The organism is Actinomadura syzygii, assembly GCF_008085905.1.
GTDB lineage: Bacteria > Actinomycetota > Actinomycetes > Streptosporangiales > Streptosporangiaceae > Spirillospora > Spirillospora syzygii.
Genome location: NZ_VSFF01000001.1, coordinates 747,615 through 772,060 on the forward strand (window position 1 = coordinate 747,615; position 24,446 = coordinate 772,060).

Consider the following 24,446-nt stretch of genomic DNA (forward strand, 5'->3'; position numbering starts at 1 on the left):
CGCTCAACCCGCAACCAGCCGGTACCGCAAACGGCGCCCCTCAGCGCCCATCACCATGACGGACGCCTCGAACACCGCGCCTTCGGCGTCCAGGCAAGTACGCGACAAGACGATCACCGGCGTCCCCGCGGGGAGGTTCAATTCGGCGGCTTCGTCGGCCGTGGCGTCCCGGAAGGCGATGTCCTCCCGGGCCTCGTGCACCGAACGGCCCATGTTCGCGAGCAGGGTCACGGCACCACCCTTGATCTTCCCCATGGCGGCGAGGGCGGTGCCATCAGCGATTTCAGCCGGATACCACGAGTCGGTGAGCTCGACGGGCCGTCCATCGAGGAGCATCGTTCTGCGCCGCACCACGGCCGGACGTCCAGGCGCCAGCCCCAAGGCCGTGGCCACGTCCGGGGGCGGAACCTCTGTCGACACGTCCCGCAACCGCTGCGTGCCGACCCGTCCAGCCTGCGCAGCCTCCTCGGTCCACGCATCGACCTGTCCTTCTTGCCTGGGAGACAGGTACGGCAGCGAACTCACGACCCACACGACACTCGCCCCTTCAACGCCCTCTACTTATCGCGAAAACCATTATGGCCGCCATCTGGCTCTAGTCACCCGTACTGGACGTCCCCCAGCGGTCCGGTGGCGCACCGCGGGGTTCGGGGCGGTGTGGGCGCGGGCCGCCCCATTCGACCTCTGGTAACCCACGGGCATTATCCGTTTCGGGGGAGGATTATTCGGTTAGGTGGTTCGGTAGGTTTTGGGGGCATGCAGCCACCGACGGGCACGCCTCCGATTCCTTATGCGGGGTACCACGACGGGCCGCGCCGGATCCTCGTCCTGAACCTGCGTCGCGGCCTGGTCGCGGGTTCCTCTGTCACCGTCAACATCGACGGGAACGACTATCCGCAGCGCTGGGGCCGGAAGGCATTCGAGATACCAGGAGACCGCCCGGTCTCGGTGGCGGTCTTTCAGAGTCTGCGGAGCCGCCAGGCGGGGCTTGCGACGATGGTGCTGGCGCCCGGGGCGTCGGCCGAGTTGGAGTACCGCGGTCCGGCCCACTTGGCGATGGCCGGTGAACTCGGTCTGCCCGGCACGGTCCGCCAGCGCGGGCTGGCGATGCAATCCGTGCTGCTCGGCTGCCTGGGTTTGGTACTGCTCTTCCTCTTGCTCTTCTTCGTCTTCATCCTCACGAGCGTGTAAGGGCGGCCCTCTCTCTATCAGAGATTGAAGTGGCGTTCGTGCAGGTGGGATGGAAGGGGTGAGTGGCGGACGGGATTCACTGTGGCGGAGGTGTGCGTTCGGATGACATTCTCAGAGGACCGGCGGGTAGCAGCGTTCGACGCCGGTAGCCCCGCGCCGTGGAGATCGATCGACCGCGACGGCAGGAAGGCTGAGCATGCACGATCCCGACGAAGTCACGATCCAACTCCTCCCCCATTTCGCGTGCCGTCCGGCGGGCCGTGAGATCGGTGCGGAGGAGACCGTCAGCAGATTGATCATCCACCTCGCGCTGGAGACCGGCAGCCTGTCGCGGCAGGTCATCGCCGCGCGCCTCTGGCCCGACCTGGACCCGGTCGGCTCCGCCAAGCGGCTGCGGCAACTGCTCTGGCGCATGCGGCCGGAAGCGCGGTCCATGCTCGTCATCGGCGCGGACTCGCTGCGGCTGGCCGAGGACGTGACCGTCGACTACCACGCGGCCAAGAGCCTGGCCCAGCACATCGTCCACGTCGACCCGGGCGGCCTGCACGACATCGACCCGGTGATCGTGCGCCTGCTGGGCACCGAGCTGCTCCGCGACGGCTACGACGAGGAGGTCCTCAGCGAACGGGACCGGTGGAACCGGCTTCGCCTGCTCGCCCTCGAAAGGCTGGCCACGACGGCGCTGGAGCTCGGCGACACGGAGAACGCCATCATCCTGGCCACGCTCGGGACGCAGGTGGACGACCTCGCCGAGATCCCGCCGCGCGTCCTCGTCCAGGCGCATCTGCGGCGCGGCGACACGGTCACCGCCTACCGCACCTTCCTCGACTACGGCACCGTGGTGCGGCGGGAGCTGGGCGTGGAGCCGGGTCCCGCCCTCCAGGAACTGGTCTCCGACCTGCACTGACCGCACGTCAGCCGCTCCCGCCGGGTCCGGCGAGGCCCATGTCGTAGGCGAAGATCGTGGCCTGGACGCGGTCCCGGAGGCCGAGCTTGCCGAAGATCGCGTTGACGTGGGTCTTCACCGTCGCGGTGCCGATGCCCAGCACGGCGGCGATCTCGGCGTTGTTGAGGCCCCGCGCCAGGTTGCGCAGGACGTCGACCTCCCGGCCCGTGAGCAGCCCGAGGCGCTCGTCCGGGCGGGGCCGCGCGCCGACCGAGCCCGCGACGAACGCGTCGATCAACTGGCGGGTCACCGCCGGGGCCAGCATCGCCTCGCCGCCCGCCACGGTACGGATCGCGTCGAGGAGGTCCTGCGGATCGCAGTCCTTGAGGAGGAAGCCGGAGGCGCCTGCGCGCAGGGCGCCGAACACGTATTCGTCGCGCCGGAACGTCGTGAGCACCAGCACCCGGGTCGAGGGCGCCGCCTCGGCCAGCGCGCGGGTGGCCGCCAGCCCGTCCATGCCGGGCATCCTGATGTCCATGAGGACGACGTCCGGACGGCAGCCGGCGACCGTCCGCAGGACCTCGGCCCCGTCCCCCGCCTGCCCGACGACCGTCAGATCGGGCTCCTCGTCGATGATCGCGGCGAATCCCACCCGCACGACGGGCTGGTCGTCGGCCACGAGCACGCGGATCGTCACGGCCGGGCCCCCGCCGCCGACTCCATCGTCTCCAGCAGTTCGCGCATGCCCGCCAGCGCCGCCCGCGCCTCTGCGGCCACGACGGTCAGCGCGGCGTGCCGGTCGTGCGCCGGACCGCCGTCCAGCGCCGACTCGCCGGTGCGCACCAGCCGGACGGTGTGGTCGAAGACCGCCTCCCGTAACCCGGCGGCGACCTGGTACCGCTCGGCCCGCACGACGTGGTCGGTGTGCGCCGCCACCGCTTCCGCCATCGATCGCTCCCATTCTCTGCCCCGGCTCCGCCTGGACCTGACTGCGGCGCCCCACGTCCAGAATGGCAGCATGACGGAGGCGGCGGGCGCCCCGAAGAACACGAGGCCGGAGACGACGTCCCCGGCGGTGAACGGCGCCTCCGCCGGATCGGCGGCGAAGCCCGCCCCCGCGAGCAGACCCGCCACCGCACCGGTCGCGGCCACGCCCAGCAGGCCCGAGGTCGCCGACGGCCCGTAGACGGCCAGCGAGTACACGGCGATCGCCTCCGCGGTCCACGCCAGCGCCAGCGCCGTGAGCCAGCCCGGGGTGATCACCCCGGTCAGGGTCAGCCCGGCCCAGAGGACGTCGACGCCGGCCAGGCCCGCCATGGTCGCCACCGGGGCCGTCCGCCGCCACAACAGCACGAGCGCGTGCGCCGACAGCAGCCCGAACAGGACGGTGAGGCCGACCGGAGTGGCGTACACGACCGGGTCAGGCGGGGTGACCGCGAGCAGCGGCAGCCCGACGGACAGGGCCACCGCCATCACGTCCACCAGTTCGGGCCAGCCGAGCTCGCGGCGCACGCGGACCGGCGCGGGGAACACCGCGTGGACCGACCAGCCGCCGTCCGCCGTGGGGCCCGCCCGCAGCGTGCCGCCCGCCTCGGCCGCCCGGGTCCGCATGCCCTCCACCCCGCGGCCCCCGCTCAGCTCCGTGCCGTCGGCCCAGGCGCCGCCCTTCTCGTTGCGCACGAGCACGTCGAGCGCGCCGGGACGGTACTCGATGCGAACGGTGACCGGCGCCCCCATCGCGTGCCGCATCGCGTTCGTGAGCGACTCCTGGACCACGCCGTAGGCGGCGGCGACGGTCTCGCCGGGCAGCGCGCGCGACTCGCCGGACACCGCGACCGACACCGGGACGCCGAGCCGGGCCAGCCCGGTGCACAGCGGCGAGACGGCCGCCCGCAGGTCGGCGTCCGGGGGCCGGTCGGACGATCGGCCCACGACGTCCACCAGCCGGTTGAGCGCGGCCAGGACCTCCCGTCCGGTGCCGACGGCGACGGCGAGGGCCTCGGCGACCATCTCGGGACGCCGCTCGGCGAGGCGGAGCGCGGCGGTCGCGTGCACGGTGACGGCGCTGAGGTGGTGACCCGCGACATCGTGCAGGTCGCGGGCCAGCCGCTCCCGCTCGGCCGCGGCCAGCAGCAGCCGTTCCCGCTCGGCCGCGGCCAGCCGTTCGGCGAGCAGCCGCCGCACTTCCAGCTGTTGCCGCCGCAGTTGCCCGAAGGCGATGACGGCCGTGTAGCAGGCGGTCATCATCACGGTGGTGGCCAGCGCCTCCAGCGGCGAGTTCGGCGTCACGGCGGTGACGAGGGCACCGGCCGTGAGAGCCAGCGCGCCGCCGGTCACGGCCGTCCTGGCCGGACGATGCACGGCCAGCGAGTAGAGCGCCACCAGGTCGGCCGCCCAGAGCACGGGGGCGCCGGCGGCGGACGGGAGAGCCAGATCGGCCGCGGCCGCGATCGCCACCGCCAGGCCGAGCACCGCCGCCGGATGCTCCCGGCGCAGGCACAGCGCCACCGCCACGACCGCGCCCGCGAGCAGGCCGAGCGTCCGTTCCCGCGCGCCGAAGGGCTCTTCGAGGATCGCCGCCACGACCTGGCCCGCGACGAGCTGAGCCGCCAGAAGGGCCAGGGGCAGCACGACGTCGTTCACACGTGGCCGATGTCGTGTCAACCCGACTAACGAGAGCACTTTGTGACTCTAATCCCGTTCCGCTCGATGCTGTCAATGGACGGACGCGCCCATCCGTGGGCGGGCATTTCCGAGCTCGGTCCGGAGGCGGTCCGCCGAGTCAATGCCAGAGATTTGAAGTGGCGGCGAAGTAGAAGAAGCTGCCGAAGGCGGCCAGATGGAAGGCCAGGACCGCGATTCGCGCGACGGCGCCGCTCGTGGTCCGCATCCCCAGCACCAGGGAGTACGGCAGGGCCACGACTCCGACGGCGCCCAGCACGAGCCCTGCCCAGCCCGGCCCGCGACCGTCGAAATGCCGCATGATCGAATTACCGATCACCACCAGCACCCATGCCCAGACGAGCGTTTTCGGCTCGCCGCGACTTCTGTCATTGGCGGCGCTTCTTCGCACCGAGTCATTCGATGACATCCGCATTCCAATCGTGGTCGTTCGCTCGCCGTTCCACCGGCCGGGCGGCCGACGTCATGCCGGCCGCCCGGATGGGTGTCACGCCCAGTGGTTGAAGATCCACATCAGCACGTCGATGGGATCGGCGAAGAAGAACATCGCCTTGACCGTCAACCGGACGGTCCAAGGGGCCTTCTTCCACTCGCGCTTGAAAGCGGCCTTGCCGCGTTTCGCGGCATTCTTCAGCTTGGAGAGCTGCTTCTTGGAGAGCTTCTTCTTGAGGTACTTCCAGCCCTTCTTGACGGCGGACCACTTCCAGCCGCGCTTGGCCACATCCTGCTGGAGTTGGGCATCCGAGCGCTGGCCGCCGCCGACGGGAGCGCTCGGACGGCCCTGCACCGGCGCGCTCTGCGTCGGCGCCGCCTGCGTCGGTGCCCCATTGGTGGTGCCGACCTGCTGCATGGTGGCCGTACGTGTGACGGGTCGGGCGGGGGACGCGGCCTCCGCGGTGGCGGCGGGGGCGGCGATTCCCAGGCCGAGCGTCACCGCCAGACCGGTGCCCACCGCATGGTGAGCGAGACGCCTTCTGTTCATTGGAAGTGCTTCCTTCCATTAGCGGGCAATGCCCGCTGCAACCCGCTTTGAGTTGCGGGTACAAGCACACCAATGGCGCCGTCTCCTCATGATCTCTCGCGCATCCCGGGAGTCGTCTCGGGGACGTCTCCGCGGCGTCGTCATCGCAGGAGGAGCGCGTAACGAATATTTTTCCGCCTGTCACATCGACCCCTTCCTGGGATTGCTTCGAGTAAACCCCGGGGACGGGACCGGGCGCATCCTTCAGCGGAACCGATGTGACTCAGCCGGCGGGCAGTGCAGGAGGTCGACCCCAGGGCGGAGAAGGCATCGCTCACCTGCAAAAGCACAAGGTCGAACTCAAGCGGCGGCGGCTGGGGTCGTTACCGGCTCAGGTGCGGGCGTCAGGGGTTCCCGGTTTCGGAAAAGCCAGAGGCCGGGCCCTGACCGGGCCCGGCCTCCGTCGCCACGGACAATGGCGAATCCATCGAGCGATGCCGAAAAAGGACGCCAAATCGGACGCGACATCACCGGCCCGGGGTCGTGAAACCGCCTAGGTGGAGACGTCGTTACCGCTTTAGCGGCGTCGGCGTTCGGATTTCGGCTTGAGACCTCGTCCTAAGTCCCTGCCACGCTTCTGGGGGTCACAGTTTTCGTTTGCGCACTACCGCTAGGGCGAGGGCGAGGACGGCCACCGCCACGGCGGAGCAGTACACGGCGGCGCCGACGGCGCCGAACGGCTTGTCGATCTTCGCGGAGTCGGTGAGGGACACGAGCACGCTGAAGGGCATCCAGCGGGCCATCGCGTCCCCGACGCGGGGGACCAGACCGACCGCGCTCTCCAGCACCAGGATCCAGACCAGCGCCGCGCTGACCCCGCCTGCGCTGGTGCGCACCAGTGTCCCGATGGCGACGCCGATCACGGCGGTGACCGCGTAGATCAGGCCGAGACTCGCCACCTGCCGCCATTCCGTGGCGGTGTCGGGGGCCAGGTCGAGCCCGGCCGGCGCCAGCAGCGACCCCAGCCCGACGGCGGCGAAACCGTACACGAGCCCGACCGCGCCGCCCGCGCCGCCGAGGACCGCGGCCTTGGCGGCCACCACCTGCCAGCGGCCCTGGATCGCCTGGAAGGCCAGCCGGATGGTGCCGGACCGGTGCTCGGAGGTCATCGCGAGCACCGCCAGCACCAGCAGGATCAGTTGGCCGAACAGCGTCCCCGAAACGGCGTCGGCGACGGTCGCGGGCTCCTCGTCCCCCGGCGCGACCCGGGCCGTCAGCGCCGCCACCCCGAGGGCGAGCGCACCTGACACGCCGAGCCCCCACCAGGTCGACCCGCTGTGCACCAGCCGAACCCACTCCGCCGCGGCCGCCCCCTTCAGCCCCCCGCCCGCCGGACCGCTCGTGCCCCCGCCCTCCACACCCCTCACCGCGCTTCTCGGCGCGTCTTCTGTCGTGGTTCTTGTTGGTCTTTCCGGCGAGGTGGTCATTGGGTGCTCTCGGACGCGGGCGCGGCGGTCGTCGCGCGGTATTCGACGGCGTCGTAGGTCGTTCGCATGAACGCCTCCTCCAGGGAGCCGTGATCGGTGCGCAGTTCGTGCAGCACCTCACCGCACTCGGCGGCGAGTTCGCCGACCCGTGCCGCGGTGGTTCCGGTGACGGCCAGGGTTCCGTCCGGTCGCAGGTCGACCTGGTGTCCCGCCCGCCGGAGCGTCTCGGTGAGGCGCGCCCCGCCGGGTGTGCGAACCAGCACCGCGGCCCGGGTGGTGCGCTCGATGAAGTCGCGGGTCGAGCCGCTGGTGATGAGCCGTCCGGCGCCGATGACGACGACCTCGTCGGCGGTGATCGCCATTTCCGACAGGAGGTGGCTGGAGACGAGCACGGTCCGGCCCTCGGCCGCGAACCCCCGCAGGAGTCCCCTGACCCAGTGGATCCCCTCCGGGTCGAGGCCGTTCATCGGCTCGTCGAACAGCAGGATCCGGGGGTCGCCCAGCAGCGCCATCGCCATGCCGAGCCGCTGCCGCATCCCGAGGGAGAGCGTGCCGACCCGCTGGCCCGCGACCTCCCGGAGGCCGACCAGCCGGAGCAGTTCCTCCACTCGCTCCCGTGATATCCCGTTCAGGCTCGCGACCCAGCGCAGATGCGTGCGCGCCGAGTTCCGCGACCGGGCCCAGCCAGCGTCCAGCAGGGCGCCGACAGTGCGCAGCGGCGCGTCGAGCTCGGCGTACGGCCTGCCGTCGACCAGGACCGAACCGGCGGCGGGACGGTCCAGGCCGACGATCATCCGCATCGTCGTCGACTTTCCCGCGCCGTTCGGCCCGAGAAAGCCGGTCACCACTCCGGGACGGACGGCGAAGGACAGCCCGTCCACCGCCGTCCGCTTCCCGAATCGTTTGGTCAGCCCTTCGACAATGATCAAGATCGCGTCCCTTCCGCGGGCCTCGGTCACCCGGACGCCCGCTCGTCGTGTCAGTCGACCATTCGCGGGAGGTCGATCGCTTCCTCCGCTGGAATGGGCATCGGCTCGATCCGGGGATGGCGGAGGAGTCCATCTCCGGGTGGAGAAAGCACCGGATGGGGCGCCCTCGGGAGGGGCGCCCCATCCGGTGGTCGATGTCGGCTAGGAGGAGAGTCAGGAGAAAATCAGGGAAAGACCGCCCGTTAGCGGGCCGCGCGGAAGTAGGTGTATACCAAGCGCAGCCTGAGGCCAGTCCCGACGAGCTTCTTGATGTACTTGGACACCCGCTTGTTCCAGGTCATCTTGAAGGTGCCGAAGCCCTTCTTGGCCGCCCTCTTCAGCGCCAGGTAAGTGGCGAACCGCTTCTTGAGCTCCTTGATCACCCGGTTGAGCCAGACGGGCGCCTGCCCGGCGGCGATGGCCCGCTGGAGTTCGGCCTGCTGGGCGGGCGTGACCGGCGAACTCTGCGGCGCGGCCGGGACCGCGGCCGCCGGTGCGCCGACCTGCTGGACCGCGGCGGGGGTGCGGGCGCCCTGGACCGTGGCGGCGGAGGCGGCCGGACCGGCCACACCCAGGCCGAGCGCGGCCGCCAGCGTCACCCCTGCCGTCCGCGCGGCGAGAGAACTCTTGCTCATGCGTGCTCCTTTCCGTTGGCGGCGGTTCGGCCGCCAAAGCCCGATCTGGACCATGGAAGGAACTCAAACAGCGCGCTGTCTTCGCGGCGTCTCACGTCCGTCGCCTGGACGGGTCGCGGCATCTCCGCGCTGTCTCGCGAGCGGGTCGGAACCGTTTTCCCGATCCGGCGAACTCGATCACGAAATTGGCCGATATCGGCCCGCCGAGGGCCGCACCCCACGTCCACCCGCCGTGAAATCCCGGACGGGAACGCTCCATTCGACAACGTCGGGCGCATTGCCCGTGATCAGAGCACGAGCGTCTTCTCCGGCGCGGCCGATAACGGGTGTTCACCGTCGAGTAACGTGGCGAGTTGGAGACTCCGCCCTGACCGACGAAGACGAGCCGACAGTGAGGGTCACCGATGTGGAAACCGGCTCGGGAATCCGCGTGTCCACGGCGGCCGCTGGTAGGGCAGAAGGACGCCCTCCGCACGATGCGCGAGGTAGTGGGCGGCTCCGCCGACGGCGAATTCCACGTTCTCACGCTGGCCGGGGAACCGGGCGCGGGCAAGACCCGGCTGCTGGGCGAGCTCACCGCCGCGGCCTCCGCGCGAGGGCTGCCGGTGATGTCCGGAACGGCCTCCGAGTTCGAGCAGGAAATGCCCTTCGGTGTGTTCATCGACGCCTTGGACGACGCGATCGAGGAGAACCTCCCCGAACTCGTCTCCGAACTCCGTCCGGGCGTCGTGGGCCAGCTCGCGATGGCGTTCCCGGCGATGGCGGCGGCGAGCGGTCCCGGCGACGAAGCCGCCGACGAAGCCGCCGACGACCAGGGCGGTCCGGCCGGGCTCGTGCGCTACCGGCTCTACAGCGCCGTCCGCGATCTCATCGAGCGGCTGGCCCTGCGGGGCGGTCTCGTCCTCGCCCTCGACGACATGCACTGGGCCGACGCTTCCTCCGTGGAACTGCTGAACCACCTCGTCCGCCACCCTCCGCACATGGGGGTGCTCATCGCCGTCGCGTACCGGCCCGCCCAGGTGGGGTCCGCGCTGGCGGCTCCGCTCCGCAGCGCGGCCGAGCACGGGCCGAGCATCACCGTCGCGCCGCTCACCCTCGACGAGGTGGTCGAACTCCTCGGACCGGACGTCGCCCGCACGCGCTGCGAGGCGCTGTACAAGGCCAGCGGCGGCAATCCCTTCTACCTCGACGCGCTGGTCCGGATGACATCGGCCGGGGAGCGCAACGAGCACGACGAGCCTCCCCATGACGTCCAGACCACGATCCAGGCGGAGCTGAACGGGCTGTCGGACTCGTCTTCCCTGGTCGCGCAGGCGGCCGCGATCGTCGCCGACGAGTTCGAGCCCGCCCTCGTCGCCGTGGCCGCGGGCACCACCGCGGAGGAGACCCTCACCGCGCTCGACCGGCTCGTCGCCCGCGACGTCGTCCGGCAGGCCGCGGGCGGCCTCCGGTTCCGGTTCCGCCATCCGCTGATCCGCCACGTCATCTACGGCTCCACCCCGCCCGGCCGGCGGTCTGCGGCGCACGGACGAGTCGGCGCCCACCTCGCCGCGCTCGGCGCTCCCGCCGCGCAGCTCGCCCACCACGTCGAACGTTCGGCGACCCGGGGCGACCGCGCCGCCGTCGGCACGCTCGTCGACGCCGCCCGCACCGTGGCCCTCCAGGCCCCGCACACGGCCGCCGGATGGTTCGCGTCCGCGCTGCGGCTCATGCCGCATGACGAGCCCGAACGGCTGACGCTCATGCTGGAGCTCGCCGAACTCCAGTCCGTCATCGGACGCATGGAGGACGGCCGGAAGACCGCCACCGAGTTACTCGGGCTGCTCCCCGCCGACGACTACGACCGCCGGTCGGTCGCCGTCCGGTTCTGCGCCATCGCGCACCGGCTGCTGGGCAGCGTGGAGCAGGGGCGCGCCCTGCTCGTCCACGAGCTGGCGGCGATCCCCGACCAGGGGTCCGAGGCGGCGGTCCGGCTGCGGGTGCGGCTGATCAGCGACACCCTGCTCGGGCTCGACCGCCGGACGGCCATGGGCGAGATCGACCGGGTCCCGGACATGCGCAGCGGCTGGCCCCCGAGCCTGGCCCTCGCCCTGAAGGCGATCCGGCCGATGGCCGCCTACGTGAGCGGCGACGTCGACGCGGCCCTCGCGGGCGTGCGGGCCGCGGACGAGGCCGTGGCCGCGACCCCGGACGAGGATCTCGTCGACTGCCTGGACTCCCTGGCCTGGCTCGCCTGGACCGAATGCCTGATGGGCCTGCACGCGGGCGCGGTCCGCCGGTTCGACCGGCTGATGGCCGTCGCGCGGGGCACCGGCCGGCAGTACATCATCCCGGTGGCGCTCTCCGGGAAGACGCGAGCCTATGTCGGGCTCGGCAGGCTGGACGACGCGGCCCGCACCGTCAGGGAGGCCGTCGAGTCGGCCTGGCTGCTCGGCTCGTCCCACCAGTCGGCCTTCGTCTACACCGAGCAGTGTCTCGTCGATCACTGGACGGGCGACGTCAAGGCGGCGCTCGCCGGCGGCAGGGAGGCGATCCGATCGTCGGGCGGGAACCGCGAATGGGTGAGCGGGCAGGCCGACTACGCCTACGGCCTGGCGCTGGCCGACGCGGACCGGCCGGACGAGGCGCGGGAGCGGCTCCTCGCCGCGTGCAACTCCACCGGCGGGCCTCGCGTCTCCGACCCGAGCACGCTGCTGCGCTGCGCCGAGCGGCTGGCCGCGCTGGAGGCGGCGAGCGGGCACCACGAGGAGGCGGCGCGCTGGGCCGCCGACGCCGAGCGGCGCGCCCACCCCGGCCTGCCGGGCACGGTCGGGCTCGCCGCCCTGGCCCGCGCGCACGCCCTGGAGCACGCCGATCCCCGCTCGGCCGCGGCGAAGGCGCGCGAGGCGGCCGAGTCGCTCGCCGGGGCGGACTGGCGGCTCGACACCGGCCGGGCGCTGCTCGCCGCGGGCGTCGCCGCCGCGCGGGCCGACGACCTCGGCGCCGCGCGGGAGGCGCTCGAAGAGGCCGCGGAGAGGCTCGGCGCGTGCGGCGCCCGCCGCCTCCACCGGCGGGTCGTCAAGGAACTGCGCCGGCACGGCGTCCCGGTCCCCGCGCCGCCCGGCTGGGACGCCGCCCCGTACGGGTTGTCCCCGCGCGAGCTGGAGGTGGCGACCCTGGTCGCGGAGGGCAGGACGAACCTGCAGATCGCCGAGTCGCTCGTCATCAGCGTGCGCGCCGTGGAGGGCCACCTCAGCCACATCTTCGCCAAACTCGGCGTCACCTCCCGCACCGGCGTCACCGCGTCCCTGTCCAGAACGGACTGACATCGCCGCGGTGGGTCAGAGCGGTGTCGCGGGGACGAGGTGTTCGCGGTGCCAGAGGGACTGGTAGAGGCCGGGGCGTGCGATCAGGTCGGCGTGGGTGCCTCGGTCGGTGATGCGGCCCTCGTCCAGGACGATGATTTCGTCCACGGCGTCCAGGCCGGTCAGGCGGTGAGTGACCAGCAGGGTTGTGCGTCCCTCTGTGGCGGTCAGCAGGTCTGCTGTCAGGGCGTCGGCGGTCGGCAGGTCGAGGTGTTCGGCGGGCTCGTCGAGGAGAAGGATCGGGAAGTCCGCCAGGAGGGCGCGCGCCAGGGCTATGCGTTGGCGCTGGCCGCCGGATACCTGCGCGCCGTGTTCGCCGACTCGGGTGTCCAGGCCCTGGGGCAGGGAGTCGATCCAGTCGAGCAGGCGAGCGCGGCGGAGGGCGTCGCGGAGTTCGTCCTCAGTGGCGGACGGACGGGCCAAACGGATGTTCTCACCGATCGTCGAGTCGAACAGGTGGGCGTCCTGGGCACAGAGGCCGATTACGCGGCGAACGTCGTCACCGGATAGAGCGCGGAGGTCGATGCCGTTCAGCGTTGCCGTGCCGCCAGAAGACTCCAGGAAGCGGAGAAGGACAGCGGTCAGGGTTGTCTTGCCTGAGCCGCTCGGGCCGACGATTGCGCAACGGCGTCCTGGTGTCAGGTCAAGGGAAATGTGGTTGAGCGCGTAGGGCGCTTCGGCGGACCAACGGGCGCTCAGGTTTTCGACTTTGAGGGTGTACGGAGCTGAGGGCGGCGGAGCGGGGTCTTCTGGGTCGCGGACTGGCTCGGGGCTGTCCAGGACGGCGAAGACGCGAGCCGCCGAGCGTCGAACCCGTTCCAAGTACTGCGCGGCCAAGGGCAACCCGGCTACGACCTCGAATGCGGCCAGCGGCAGCAGGACGACCACTGCCAGCAGTACGCCGTCCAGCGTCCCCGCGCGGACGGCCGGGACGCCCACGGCGAGGCTGCCCCACACAGCCAGACCGCCAGCGAGAGCCGAAATGGCTGCGCCTACTCCAGCGGTCGTGGCGGAACGGGCGGAGGCGCGGGTGAAATCCCGGTCGATTCGTGTTGCCTCGGCGAGGTGTCCAGGGGCGGCGCCATAGGCGATCAGTTCGGGTGCGCCTTGGAGGGTGTCGACCACGTGGGCCGTCAATTCGGCGCGGAGTTCGGTCGTTTGGCGTTCGGTACGGCGCGCCATCACCGCCGACAGCCAAGGGGCCACGACACCTGCGACCAGCAAGGCCAACAGGAGGACGACCCCAGCGGACGGGAGCAACGCCCAGGCCACCCCAACCGATGCACCGCCCACGACTGCCGCGACCGTGCATGGAAGGAGTACGCGAAGGAAAAGGTCCTGCACGGCGTCCACATCAGCGACGAGACGGTTCAGCAGGTCGCCGCTACGGAAGGCGGGCAGGCCGCCGGGCGCGAGCCGTTCCAGCCGTTCGTACACGCGGGCCCGCAGGTCGGCCAGGATCCGGAACGTCGCGTCGTGCCCGGTGAGGCGCTCCACGTAGCGGAACACGCCGCGTCCCAGACCGAAGGCGCGGACGGCCACGATCGCCACCATCAGCATCAGCACCGGCGGATGCTGCGCCGCCCGCGAGATCAGCCAGGCGGACGTCGCCATCAGCCCGACCCCGCTGCCCAGCGCCAACGCGCCGAAAACGACCGCGACCGCGAGCCGCCACCGCGCGGGACGCGCGAACCGGATCAGCCGGAGAATCATGTCAGCACCCCCGCCGGTTCGATGTGGACGACCCGGTCCGCCAAGCCCATGAGCGTCGGACGATGCGCCGCCAGGACGACCGTCCGCCCGCAGGCGAGCCGCCGCACCGCGTCGATCACGGCCGCCTCGCTCGCCGCGTCGAGGTTCGAGGTCGGCTCGTCCAGCAGCAGGAGCGGCGCGTCGCGGAGGAAGGCGCGGGCCAGGGCGACGCGCTGGCGCTGTCCGGCGGAGAGGCCGTGGCCGCCTTCGCCGAGCACGGTGTCGAAGCCCGCGGGGAGCGCGTCGACGAATTCCAGCGCGTTCGCCGCCCGCGCCGCCTCGCGCACGTCGGCGTCCGACGCGTCCGGACGGCCGAGCCGGATGTTCGCGGCGACCGTCCCGGCGAACAGGTGCGGACGCTGCGGAACCCAGGCGATCCGCGACCGCCAGGCGTCCGGGTCGAAGGAGTCGAGCGCGTCCCAGTCGACCAGCACCCGTCCCGAATCAGGACGGACGAACCCGAGCAGCACGGCGAGCGCCGTCGACTTCCCGGCCCCGCTCGGCCCGGTCAGCGCGACCGTCTCCCCCGGATGGACGGTCAGCGAGAAGCCGTCGAGCGCGGGCGCGTCACGGCCCTCGTAGGCGACGGTCACGCCCTCCAGGCGGAGCGTGGCGTGCGCCAGGTCGGGGACGTCGGTCCGCGTGCCCGCGTCCGGCGCCGGTGTCTCGATGACCTCGAAGATCCGGGCGGCGGCGGTGAGGCCCTCGACGCTCGCGTGGTACTGCGCGCCGACCTGGCGCAACGGCAGGTACGCCTCCGGCGCCAGGATCAGGACGAGCAGCGCCGTCTCAAGGCTGAGCCCGCCGTCCACCAGCCGCAGTCCGATGGACACGGCGACGAGCGCCACCGACAGCGTCGACAGCAGCTCCAGGACCAGCGCCGACAGGAACGCGATCCGCAGCGTCGACATCGTCGCCCGCCGGTGCCGGTCGGTGATCTCGCGGATCCGGTCCGCCTGCGCCCGCGCCCGGCCGAAGACCTTCAACGTGGGGAGGCCGGCGACGACGTCCAGGAAATGGGCGGCGAGGACCGACAGGACCCGCCACTGCCGGTCCATCCTCCGCTGCGTGGTGAGCCCGACCAGGATCGCGAAGACGGGGATGAGCGGCAGCGTCGCCGCGATCGTCACGGCGGACAGCCAGTCGCCCAGCAGGATCCGCGCGCCCACCGCCACCGGGACGATCACCGCGAGGACGAGCTGCGGCAGGTAGCGGGAGAAGTAGTCGTCCAGCGCGTCGATCCCGCGGGTGGCGAGGGTCGCCAGCTCGCCGCTGCGCTCGCCGGACAGCCAGCGCGGCCCGAGCCGCAGCGCGTGCGCGAGCAGCCGCCCGCGCAGCTGCGACTTCACGGCGGCGGACGACCGGTGCGCCGCGACCTCCTGCGACCAGGCGACGAGCGACCGGCCGACGACGACCGCGAGCAGCAGGAACAGCGGGGCCCGCAGGTCGGAGAGCGACGCGCCGCCGAGGAACGCGCGGCTGAGCATGTCCGCGAGCAGCGTCGCCTGCGCGATGATCAGCCCGGCGGTGGCGGTGCCGAGCACAACGGACGCGACAAGGAAGACCCGCGTCGTCCGCGCGTGCTTGAGCAGCCTCGGGTCGAGCGGCTTCATCGGACCGGCTCCGCCTTCCGGGTCCCGCGGGCCGGGATCTGCGCCGTCCCTATCCGCCTCCGGAACACCCAGTACGTCCAGCCCTGGTAGATCATCACGATCGGGGTGAACACCGCCGCGACCCACGTCATGATCTTGAGGGTGTAGGGGGACGAGGAGGCGTTCTCCGTGGTCAGGCTGTGCGCGGCGACCGTGGTGGACGGCATCACGTCCGGGAAGAGCGCGATGAACAGGGTCGCGACGGCGAGCACGATGGCGGCGCCCGTCCCGATGAACGCCCAGCCCTCGCGCCCGCGCCGGTTCGCGACGGCGGCGAGCACGAGGCCGCCCGCCGCGCCCGCGACCGTCAGCCAGGTGACCGGCTTGCCGTGCTGGAACTGGGTGATCAGCAGGAACGTCCCGCCGGACGCGATGGCCGCGACCGCCGCGAGCCCCGCCACACGCCGCGCCCGGAACCGGATCCCGCCGGACGTCTTCAGCGCCAGGAACACCGCCCCGTGCAGGACGAACAGCGCCGTCGTCGTCAGCCCGCCGAGCAGCGCGTACGGGCCGAGGAGGTCGGCGAGCGTCCCGGCGTACTCGTGCCGCGCATCCAGCGGCACCCCCCGGACGATGTTCGCGAACGCCACGCCCCACACGAACGCGGGGACGAGGCTGCCGACGAAGATCGCCCTGTCCCAGCGGGCGCGCCAGCGCGGATCGTCCCGCTTGCCCCGGTACTCGAACGCGACACCCCGGATGATCAACGCCAGCAGGATCGCCAGCAGCGGCAGGTAGAACCCGCTGAACAACGTCGCGTACCACTCGGGGAACGCGGCGAACATCGCGGCGCCCGCGACGATGAACCAGACCTCGTTGCCGTCCCAGACGGGGCCGATCGTGTTGATGACGACGCGGCGCTCGGTGTCGTCCCGTCCGAGGACGGGCAGCAGCATGCCGACGCCGAAGTCGAAGCCCTCCAGGAAGAAGTAACTCGTCCACAGGAAGGCGATGATGATGAACCAGACCGTGGTGAGTTCCATGACCGGTTTCCTTAGTAGGCGAACGCGAGCGAGCGCTCGGCGTCGTCGGTGTCGTCGCCATCGCCGTCCGGAGGCAGGACTTCCTCCTCGGACGGCGGCCCGGCCTTCGCGTACTTGATCAGCAGCCCCGCCTCGATCACCGCGAGGACGGCGTAGAGCACGGTCAGCGAGACGACGGAGATGAGCATCGACGACGCCGACACACCCGGGGACACGCTCGCCGACGTCTTGAGCACGCCGAACACCGACCAGGGCTGGCGTCCCATCTCCGTGAAGATCCATCCGGCGGAGTTGCCGATGAACGGGAGCGTCAGCGACACCATGCCGACCCGGTACACCCAGGGGTTGGACGGCAGCCGTCCGCGCCGCAGCAGCCACAGCCCGGCCAGCGAGACGAGCGCGGTGAGCATCCCGACCCCGACCATGATCCGGAAGTTCCAGTACGCGACCGGGACGAACGGCCGGTAGTCGCCGGGCCCGTACTTCGCGACCTCCGCCGCCTGGACGTCGTCGATCCCCTTCACCTCGCCGTCGAAGGTGCCGGTGGCGAGGAACGACAGCACGCGCGGGACCTTGATCCCGAAGACCTCCTTCTCGCCGTTCGGCGTCCCGACCGTGAACACCGAGAACGACGCGGGCTGCTCCGTCTTGTACAGCGCCTCGGCGGCGGCCATCTTCATCGGCTGCTGCTCGGTCATGACCTTGCCCTGCACGTCACCGGTGACGGCCACGCCGATGGACGCGATCGCCGTCACCACCAGCGCGAGCTTGAGCGACGGCCGAAACACCTCGACGTCCTTCTTCCGCGCCAGGTGCCACGCGCTGACCCCGGCCATGAACATCCCGCCGGTGACGAACGCGGCCGTGATCGTGTGCGGGAACGAGACCAGTTGCGTCGAGTTCGTGAGGACGGCCCAGAAATCAGTAAGAACGGCGCGTCCCGACTCCTGATCGACCCGGTACCCGACGGGGTGCTGCATCCAGGAGTTCGCGGCGAGGATGAAGTAGGCCGACAGCAGCGTCCCGACGTGGACGATCCAGATGCACGCCAGGTGCACGCGCTTCGGCAGCCGGTCCCGTCCGAAGATCCACAGCCCGAGGAACGTGGACTCGACGAAGAACGCGAGCAGCCCCTCGATCGCGAGCGGCGCCCCGAAGATGTCGCCGACGAACCGCGAGTAGTCGCTCCAGTTCATCCCGAACTGGAACTCCTGCACGATCCCCGTGACGATCCCCATCGCGAAGTTGATCAGGAAGAGCTTCCCCCAGAACCGCGCGGCCCGCATGTAGTGGGGACGCCCGGTCCGCACCCAGGCGGTCTCCAGGATCGCGACGAGCGCGGACAGCCCGATCGTCAGCGGGACGAACAGGAAGTGGTACACGGTGGTGATCCCGAACTGCCACCGCGCGATGTCGAGCGAGTCCATACCGCGCCCCTCCGCCATCTACTACAGCTCGTAGTACTACGACCCGTAAGAAATACTACAAGCCGTAGTACTACGAAACGTCGTTAAGTGGCTCACAACACTCCGGGGATGCCCGGATACCCTGGCCGGGGCCCGCACCCACTCGACCGGAGGCCCCACCGGCCATGCACGCGCTGCCCCTCCCGCTCCCCTCCGGCGACGCGTGGACTCGAGCAGAGTTCGAGGCCCTCCCCGAAGACCTCCCAGTACGCGTAAGCCTCGTCCACGGAGAACTCGTCATCGGCTCCCGGCGGCGCCCGATTCATCAGCGCATCGCGCGGCGGTTGGCGACCCGGCTCGAAGACGCCGCTCCTCCGACCCAGCAGGTCGACACCGACGTGGACGTTCTCCTGGACGACGACGAGACCGAGCCGGTCGAGATCGCTCCCGACATCGTCGTGTACTCCGCCGACCACGACCCCTACCAGCGTCCGATCCACGCCGAACTGGTCACCCTCGTCGTCGAGGTGGTGTCACCGTCCACCAAGCGCAAGGACCGGCGGGCGCACCCGGAGCTCTACGCGGAGGCGGGAATCCGTCACTTCTGGCGCGTCGAGACCGAACAGACCGCACCGGCGTTCGCGATCTACACCTACGAGATCGACGACGCCACGGGACGGTACGTCGCGACCGGCGTCCACCACGACCGCATCTCCGTGACCTCGCCGTTCGCGCTCGACATAGAACTCAAGCCCCTCCACGAACACTGACCTCCCGCCGCGCCTCGGCATGGCCGCCGGGGCCGTGCCTGCGGGGCCGGGTCAGGCGCCGGTGCCCGTTTGGGCGGCGGTGGTCTCGATCCGGTTGTGCTGGCAGACCGGACCGCCGCTCCATGTCGCGACGACCGGCGCGGTCTCGTCCGGCGGGATCACCTGGAGGACGGTGGCGGTCGGCTCGCACTGCGCACCGGTCTCGTCGTCGGCCGGAACGGCCGCCCAGTGCAACCGCGTGTACGCCTTGCCACCGACCGCGAGGACGATCGTGGAGGCAGTGCCCGTGCGGACCACCGTCGTGCCGAATCCCTCGTTCTGGTTGCCGAGCCCCAGCCCCGGCCACCCGTACATCCGGCAGGAATGCCCCGAGGTGTTGGTGAGGACCAGGCGTGCGTACCGTTGCCCCGCACCAGCGTCGTAGCCGGTGACGACTGCGCTCAGTCCGGCGGTGCGGCATCGGGATATGGCGGCCGGCGTACCCCCGTCGCCGCTCCCGGATCCGCCCGACCCACTGGTGGCAGTGTGGCTCGGCGCGGTGCTCGCACCGACTGTCGCGCCCCCGGCGCCGCCACCCGTGCTCTCACTCACGGAGGGTGATGACGACGGCGTGGCGCCGGCGGATCCGGACTTGCCGTCCCCACAGCCCGCGGTGGTCATCACAGCAGCGACGGTCAGCGCCACGGCGGCCGGCTTGACGAACGACATTCGCACTCCTTAGAGGTAGCGCACCGCATCGCGGAGCACCGGGGCCACACCGCACATGCCGTTCCTGGTGAAGGGCAGTGCCGCAACTGCTGGGATGCCCGCTCCCACGTCGTGGTTCGAGATCACCTCTGGCACATCAAGCCAGACCCGGACGGCCAAGCCTGACCCACCCCCTGGCCCGTCCCGTTGCTCGTGGGCTTCCGGTAGCACAACAGAACGTCCTCGCCTCTCAGCTGAGAGGCGAGGACGTTCTGTTGTGCCTACGGCACCGATGCTCTAGTTGCTGGGGGGTGTGGGTTAGTGGCGCAGGCCCTTGGGGACGGTGCACCCGGGGCGGTTCAGGTCCAGGACGGTGCCGGGGGCGATGCAGGGGGCCAGGGTGTAGGTCTGCTGGCCGTAGCCGATGTTCGGGCGGACCGTGACCTGGCCGGACTCGTCGACCTCGCAGGGGTTGTTGAGCGTGCAGCGCTGGCCGCTCTCGTTGATGGTGTTGTTCGCGCCGATGACCTTGCCGGTGCCGGCGTCGATGACCGGGGAGCCGGACGTCCCGCCGATGATGTCGCACTGGCTCGTGTAGCGGAGCGAGTCCTTCCAGGTCCACTCGGACTCGCGGACGCGGTAGGCGAAGCCGTCCAGCTTGCAGGAGTAGATGCGCTTCCAGTAGCCGGACACGACGCGCAGGTCGGCGCCGGTGGTCGGGTGCGTCGCCTGCAACTCCAGCGCGGGCGTGTTGTAGCTCTGCTTGATCTGGGCGTAGGTGCTGCTGAGCTTGTACAGGGAGACGTCCGTGTCGGTCATCGTCCCGTACAGCACCGACGTCGCGCGCAGCGTGCCGAGGGAGCCCGAGCCGCTGGGGTTGAGCAGGCTGAACGTCCGGCTGGACGGCTGGTTCTTGATGACCTGCCCGGCGGACGGCATGCCGCCGTCCAGGCAGTGGCCGTTGGAGAGCACGAGCGCCGGGTCGCTGTCGGCGGCGCCGGGCACGCGCACGAGGGAGCCGGAACAGTTGCTGAGGGCGACGATGCCGGTGAAGTCGACCGCGCGCTTGACCGGCGCCTGGGGCGCGGCGGGAGCGGCGTGCGCGGCGGACGCCCCGGCGGTCACGGCCGCGGTTCCTAGGAAGGCCGCGGCGAGCACGCCGAGAATGCGTCTTGGCATGGCGGGGGGTCCTCTCGGTGTGATAAGGAGCGTGCGAGGGAGCAGCGCGATGTTAACGAGGGTTAACTAGGGCGTCGAGTTCCCCGTCGCGGGCGGCATGGCCGAACAGGGCGAACACCGCGAATTCGGCAGGCATTGCAAAGTCGTCCGGACCGATCGACCTTGATCGCCCAGATGCCTACACTTCCGGCATGGACCTCAGGGACGCCACGCGCATGATCCTCTCCGAGTCTGCGCCGCATCCGGAGCTGCTCCGGGTGAGCCGCCGGACGCACGACGAGCTGGCCCGCGGCGGGGAGGCGCGGCACACGGACCTGAGCTGGATGCTCAGCGAGGCCGCGCGCAAGAACGTCTATCCCGCGCTCCACGCCCGCTACGGCTCCGCCGCGTTCGAGGAGATGGTCCTCGTGCTCGGGCGGGAGATCGACCGGCAAGCGCCGATCTGGTAGCGGCCGGTGCGCACCGCGGGCAGGGGGGCGCCGGACGCCGCGCAGCCCTGGAACGAGATCGTCCCCGGGCTGTGGATGGGCGGCCACCACTACGCGGACTCGTCGGGCGGGCGCGTCCCCGCCGTCGTGACGGACGAGTTCGACCTGGTCATCAGCCTTTACCTGCGGGAGGGGCACGGGCCGTCCGGGGACGTCGAGCACCATTTCACCGACCTCCCCGACGGGCCGCTGACCGCCGACCAGATCGAGGCGGTGTGCGCGCTCGCCGCCACGGTCGTGGACGCGCTCCGCGACGGGCGGCGGGTGCTCGTCCGCTGCCACTCCGGCTACAACCGGTCGGGGCTCGTCGTCGCGCAGAGCCTTGTGAGCATGGGCTACCCGGCGGACGACGCGGTGTTCCTCGTCCGCTATCGACGGTCGAAATGGGCGCTGAACAACGGCCTCTTCGTCGACTACCTCACCACCGGACTGGACGTCGCGCGGCTGCTGACCGGGCTCGACGAACTCCCCCAGGGCGACGACGCCTGAGCCCGTTCGCGGGCCCCCGGTAAAGGCGGGCCGCAACGTTCCTCCCGGGACGGGGCATAACGCGGTACCCCGGCGACGTTAGACTCAACGAATCATTCTTCGGCGCCCCGACGGCGCCAGGCTCGTCCTTGCAGGCCGCGCTCACCGTGGAGCCTCCCGAGACGTGCCCCCTCTCGGAAGGTAATGCGTGACCACAGCTGATGCTGCACAGAACCCGACCATGCCCGGCGACGCGTCCACGGACGCCGAGGCCGCGAGCGAGGAGCGGGTTCCGACGTTCGCCGAGCTCGGCCTCCCGCCGTCGCTGGTGAGCGCCCTCAGCCGGCAGGGCATCGAGAACCCGTTCCCGATCCAGGCCGCCGCGATCCCCGACGTGATGGCCGGACGCGACGTCCTCGGCCGCGGCAAGACCGGCTCCGGCAAGACCCTGGCCTTCGGCCTCCCCATGCTCGCCCGGCTGTCCGGCCGCAAGGCCGCGCCGAAGCGCCCGCTCGCGATGGTGCTCGTCCCGACGCGCGAGCTGGCCCAGCAGGTGCAGACCAACCTGGAGCCGCTCGGCCGCGGCCTCGGCCTCCGGTTCAAGACCGTCATCGGCCAGACCTCCATGTTCAAGCAGATCGACGCCCTGCGCCGGGGCGTCGAGGTCGTCGTCGCCACCCCCGGACGCCTCAAGGACCTGATGGGCCAGGGCGCCTGCGACTTGTCCGACGTCGAGATCGTCGTGCTGGACGAGGCCGACCACATGGCCGACATGGGCTTCCTGCCCGACGTCACCGACATCCTCGACGGCGCGCGCCGCGGCGGGCAGCGGCTGCTGTTCTCCGCCACCCTCGACCGCGACGTGGACGTCCTCGTCAAGCGCTACCTGGACGACCCGGTGACGCACGCCATCGGCCCGGTGGACGAGTCCGTCGACACGATGGAGCACCACCTCCTCCTGGTCGCCCCCAAGGAGAAGGCCGCCATCACGGCCGAGATCGCCAACCGCGAGGGCCGGACGATCCTGTTCGCCCGCACCAAGCACGGCGTCGACCGGCTCGCCAAGCAGCTCACCCAGGCGGGCGTCCGCGCGGCGGGCCTGCACGGCGGCAAGAGCCAGGGGCTGCGCACCCGCACGCTCGCCGAGTTCCGCGAGGGCTCGATCAGCGTGCTCGTCGCCACCGACGTCGCCGCCCGCGGCATCCACGTGGACGACGTGTCGCTCGTCATGCACGTCGACCCGCCCGCCGACCACAAGGACTACATGCACCGCGCCGGGCGCACCGCGCGGGCGGGCGAGCGCGGCACGGTCGTGACGCTCGTCCTGCCGCACCAGGTGCGGTCCACGTCCGCGATGACGCGGCGGGCGGGCATCGAGGCGCCGCGCGTCCGGGTCACCACGGGCGACGCGGAGCTGGTCAAGCTGACCGGGGCCCGGCAGCCGTCGGGCATCCCGATCGAGGGGCCGATCATCCCGGAGCGGCCGCGCCGCGAAGGGGGCGGCCGGGGCCGTCCGGGCGGACGCCGCGGCGGGCGCGGCCCGCGCTCGTTCGACCGCGACCGCCAGGACGGACGCCGCCGCGGCTCCTACGAGTCCCGCGACGGCGGCGAGCACCGCACGTCCTACCCCCGTCCGGACGGCGAGCGCGCCGGCGGTGGCGGCGGCGAGCGGCGCGGTGAGCGTCGCGGCGGCGGCCCCCGCACCGGGGGCGGCTCGCACGGCAACCGCCGGGGCGGCTACAACCCCGAGCGCCGCGCGGCCCGCTACAACTGACCCATCCGCGACTGACCGGCACGTATAGGAAGCTCCGCCCGTATGGGCGGGGCTTCCTTTTCTTTGCAAACCCGGTCGGCGTTGGACGGCGTCGAAGCCTCTAGCGGCCGGACGGACCGGCCGGTGGGCGTCCGAACGCGGCGCCCGTAAGGGGGGTCGGCGTCGATGTCTCACGGATACGGCTCGTCGGTGCCGGTGGTGATCCGCGTCCAGCCGCCGTTCGCGACGCCGCCGGACGGTCGCGGACCCCGGGACCTGCCGGTCCGGGCGAGCATCGGCGACACCCGGACGGACCTGCGCGTCGGCGACAACCCGGTCAGCCTGCCGCCCGGCGAGTGGCCGATCCGCGTGTGGCTCTCGTACTGCGGCGTCAAGTCGGGACGAGCCGAGATCACGGTGGACACGCGGCCGGGACGCCCGATCCTGCTCTACTACACGACGCCGCGCACGATCTACAACCAGGGCGTCCTCGGCTACGAGCCGGTCGAGCGCCCCGGCGGGGAAACGCTCGCCCTCATCTACACGCTGGTGCCACTCATCGGCTTGCTGGCAGCCGTCATCGCGTTCCTTCTTCTCCGCTAACGCCGGACGTCGGTCGCTCGGCGTTCCATTAGTCGGTTGGTTCGGCGAGGCGGCGGAGTAGAGCCACGAACTGGTCGCGTTCGGCCTGGGTGAAGCCGCCGAAGAGGCGGTCGCCGACGTCGGAGGCGGTGCGGCGGGCAGTGGTGAGCGTCTGGCGGCCGTGGGCGGTCAGCGTGACCGAGTAGGCGCGGCGGTCGTGCGCGGAGCGCTCGCGGGTGACGAACCCCGCCTCCTCCAGGTCGTCGATAGCGCGCACCATCGTCGACTTGTCGATGCCCGTGAGGTCGATGAGGCGCCGCTGGCTGGACGGCCCGTACAGCTCCAGCGCGAACAGCATCGAGAACTCGCGGACGTCGATCCCCAGCGGCCGCAGCTCGTCGTTGACGCGCGCCCGGCTGTGCTGGTGCGCGGCGGCGAGCAGCATGCCGAGCCCCACGTGCCGGGCGTCGCCGTCCCCGGACAGGAGGCGTTCGAGCAGATCGTCGAGCATGCCCCCATGGTAGGACCGTTTGATATACTCTCAGATGAGACTTTCTCGCTAGGTCCAAAGG

Annotated in this window: 23 protein-coding genes; 8 read left to right on the forward strand and 15 right to left on the reverse strand. The window is 71.3% G+C overall.

Features of this window, described 5'->3' with window-relative positions:
- Window positions 1-3: 3 nt before the first annotated feature.
- The gene (locus tag FXF65_RS03645; RefSeq protein ID WP_246198325.1) at window positions 4-525 is read right to left on the reverse strand and encodes a GntR family transcriptional regulator; all 522 of its coding nucleotides are present in this window, start codon (window positions 523-525) and stop codon (window positions 4-6) included.
- Between the two features lie 231 nt (window positions 526-756).
- On the opposite strand from FXF65_RS03645, the gene FXF65_RS03650 reads away from it, so the two are divergent.
- Together FXF65_RS03650 and FXF65_RS03655 are read left to right on the forward strand one after the other, a co-directional pair.
- Window positions 757-1,191 (forward strand): hypothetical protein, encoded by a 435-nt coding sequence (locus FXF65_RS03650; protein ID WP_148348212.1) that lies wholly within the window; start codon window positions 757-759, stop codon window positions 1,189-1,191.
- A 196-nt stretch (window positions 1,192-1,387) separates the two neighbouring features.
- Entirely contained in the window at window positions 1,388-2,098 is a 711-nt protein-coding gene (locus tag FXF65_RS03655; protein ID WP_148348213.1) for an AfsR/SARP family transcriptional regulator, read from the forward strand.
- 7 nt (window positions 2,099-2,105) lie between these two features.
- On the opposite strand, the gene FXF65_RS03660 is transcribed toward FXF65_RS03655, so the two are convergent.
- From FXF65_RS03660 to FXF65_RS03690, 7 genes are all read right to left on the reverse strand, one after another.
- Window positions 2,106-2,774 carry a response regulator gene (locus FXF65_RS03660; protein ID WP_187412067.1) on the reverse strand — a complete coding sequence of 223 codons (669 nt, stop codon included), beginning with the start codon at window positions 2,772-2,774 and terminating at the stop codon, window positions 2,106-2,108.
- Window positions 2,771-4,759 (reverse strand): sensor histidine kinase, encoded by a 1,989-nt coding sequence (locus tag FXF65_RS03665; RefSeq protein ID WP_425458740.1) that lies wholly within the window; start codon window positions 4,757-4,759, stop codon window positions 2,771-2,773. The genes FXF65_RS03660 and FXF65_RS03665 overlap by 4 nt, the downstream gene beginning before the upstream one ends.
- A 100-nt stretch (window positions 4,760-4,859) precedes the next feature.
- The gene (locus tag FXF65_RS03670; RefSeq protein WP_148348216.1) at window positions 4,860-5,168 is read right to left on the reverse strand and encodes a hypothetical protein; all 309 of its coding nucleotides are present in this window, start codon (window positions 5,166-5,168) and stop codon (window positions 4,860-4,862) included.
- Window positions 5,169-5,246: 78 nt separating this feature from the next.
- Window positions 5,247-5,693, reverse strand: coding sequence for a hypothetical protein (locus tag FXF65_RS03675; protein WP_148348217.1), 447 nt, complete (start codon window positions 5,691-5,693; stop codon window positions 5,247-5,249).
- 671 nt (window positions 5,694-6,364) lie between these two features.
- The gene (locus FXF65_RS03680) at window positions 6,365-7,147 is read right to left on the reverse strand and encodes an ABC transporter permease subunit (protein ID WP_148348218.1); all 783 of its coding nucleotides are present in this window, start codon (window positions 7,145-7,147) and stop codon (window positions 6,365-6,367) included.
- A 56-nt stretch (window positions 7,148-7,203) separates the two neighbouring features.
- On the reverse strand, window positions 7,204-8,136 hold the full coding sequence (locus tag FXF65_RS03685; protein ID WP_148348219.1) for an ABC transporter ATP-binding protein: 933 nt from the start codon (window positions 8,134-8,136) through the stop codon (window positions 7,204-7,206).
- A 242-nt stretch (window positions 8,137-8,378) separates the two neighbouring features.
- Entirely contained in the window at window positions 8,379-8,810 is a 432-nt protein-coding gene (locus FXF65_RS03690; protein ID WP_148348220.1) for a hypothetical protein, read from the reverse strand.
- A 404-nt stretch (window positions 8,811-9,214) separates the two neighbouring features.
- Between FXF65_RS03690 and FXF65_RS03695 the strand changes: the two genes are divergently transcribed.
- Window positions 9,215-12,115, forward strand: coding sequence for an ATP-binding protein (locus FXF65_RS03695; RefSeq protein ID WP_148348221.1), 2,901 nt, complete (start codon window positions 9,215-9,217; stop codon window positions 12,113-12,115).
- A gap of 15 nt (window positions 12,116-12,130) precedes the next feature.
- Here the strand turns inward: FXF65_RS03695 and cydC are convergent, their stop codons facing one another.
- Genes cydC through FXF65_RS03710 form a run of 4 tightly spaced genes read right to left on the reverse strand, consistent with a single transcriptional unit; the run spans window position 12,131 to window position 17,968 of the window.
- Window positions 12,131-13,867 (reverse strand): thiol reductant ABC exporter subunit CydC, encoded by a 1,737-nt coding sequence (gene cydC, locus FXF65_RS44365; RefSeq protein ID WP_222868353.1) that lies wholly within the window; start codon window positions 13,865-13,867, stop codon window positions 12,131-12,133.
- Entirely contained in the window at window positions 13,864-15,519 is a 1,656-nt protein-coding gene (gene cydD, locus FXF65_RS44370) for a thiol reductant ABC exporter subunit CydD (protein WP_222868354.1), read from the reverse strand. The genes cydC and cydD overlap by 4 nt, the downstream gene beginning before the upstream one ends.
- Entirely contained in the window at window positions 15,516-16,541 is a 1,026-nt protein-coding gene (gene cydB, locus FXF65_RS03705; protein WP_148348222.1) for a cytochrome d ubiquinol oxidase subunit II, read from the reverse strand. The genes cydD and cydB overlap by 4 nt, the downstream gene beginning before the upstream one ends.
- A gap of 11 nt (window positions 16,542-16,552) precedes the next feature.
- Complete coding sequence (locus FXF65_RS03710) at window positions 16,553-17,968, reverse strand: cytochrome ubiquinol oxidase subunit I (protein WP_148348223.1); 1,416 nt, start codon at window positions 17,966-17,968, stop codon at window positions 16,553-16,555.
- A gap of 164 nt (window positions 17,969-18,132) precedes the next feature.
- Here FXF65_RS03710 and FXF65_RS03715 point away from each other — a divergent pair, with 164 nt between their 5' ends.
- Window positions 18,133-18,717, forward strand: coding sequence for a Uma2 family endonuclease (locus FXF65_RS03715; protein WP_148348224.1), 585 nt, complete (start codon window positions 18,133-18,135; stop codon window positions 18,715-18,717).
- 51 nt (window positions 18,718-18,768) lie between these two features.
- Here FXF65_RS03715 and FXF65_RS03720 read toward each other — a convergent pair whose 3' ends face one another.
- Both FXF65_RS03720 and FXF65_RS03725 read right to left on the reverse strand, forming a co-directional pair.
- A complete protein-coding gene (locus tag FXF65_RS03720) occupies window positions 18,769-19,425 on the reverse strand; it encodes a DUF4232 domain-containing protein (RefSeq protein WP_148348225.1) in 657 nt (218 codons plus the stop codon).
- Between the two features lie 297 nt (window positions 19,426-19,722).
- A complete protein-coding gene (locus tag FXF65_RS03725) occupies window positions 19,723-20,583 on the reverse strand; it encodes a S1 family peptidase (RefSeq protein ID WP_148348226.1) in 861 nt (286 codons plus the stop codon).
- Window positions 20,584-20,774: 191 nt separating this feature from the next.
- On the opposite strand from FXF65_RS03725, the gene FXF65_RS03730 reads away from it, so the two are divergent.
- The 4 genes from FXF65_RS03730 (at window position 20,775) to FXF65_RS03745 (ending at window position 23,895) form a co-directional block, all read left to right on the forward strand.
- Complete coding sequence (locus tag FXF65_RS03730; RefSeq protein WP_148348227.1) at window positions 20,775-21,032, forward strand: hypothetical protein; 258 nt, start codon at window positions 20,775-20,777, stop codon at window positions 21,030-21,032.
- Window positions 21,033-21,038: 6 nt separating this feature from the next.
- The gene (locus tag FXF65_RS03735; RefSeq protein ID WP_222868355.1) at window positions 21,039-21,560 is read left to right on the forward strand and encodes a protein-tyrosine phosphatase family protein; all 522 of its coding nucleotides are present in this window, start codon (window positions 21,039-21,041) and stop codon (window positions 21,558-21,560) included.
- Window positions 21,561-21,780: 220 nt separating this feature from the next.
- Window positions 21,781-23,313 (forward strand): DEAD/DEAH box helicase, encoded by a 1,533-nt coding sequence (locus tag FXF65_RS03740; RefSeq protein WP_148348366.1) that lies wholly within the window; start codon window positions 21,781-21,783, stop codon window positions 23,311-23,313.
- A 165-nt stretch (window positions 23,314-23,478) separates the two neighbouring features.
- The gene (locus FXF65_RS03745) at window positions 23,479-23,895 is read left to right on the forward strand and encodes a hypothetical protein (protein WP_148348228.1); all 417 of its coding nucleotides are present in this window, start codon (window positions 23,479-23,481) and stop codon (window positions 23,893-23,895) included.
- Between the two features lie 28 nt (window positions 23,896-23,923).
- On the opposite strand, the gene FXF65_RS03750 is transcribed toward FXF65_RS03745, so the two are convergent.
- Window positions 23,924-24,385 (reverse strand): MarR family winged helix-turn-helix transcriptional regulator, encoded by a 462-nt coding sequence (locus FXF65_RS03750; RefSeq protein ID WP_148348229.1) that lies wholly within the window; start codon window positions 24,383-24,385, stop codon window positions 23,924-23,926.
- Between the last annotated feature and the right edge of the window lie 61 nt (window positions 24,386-24,446).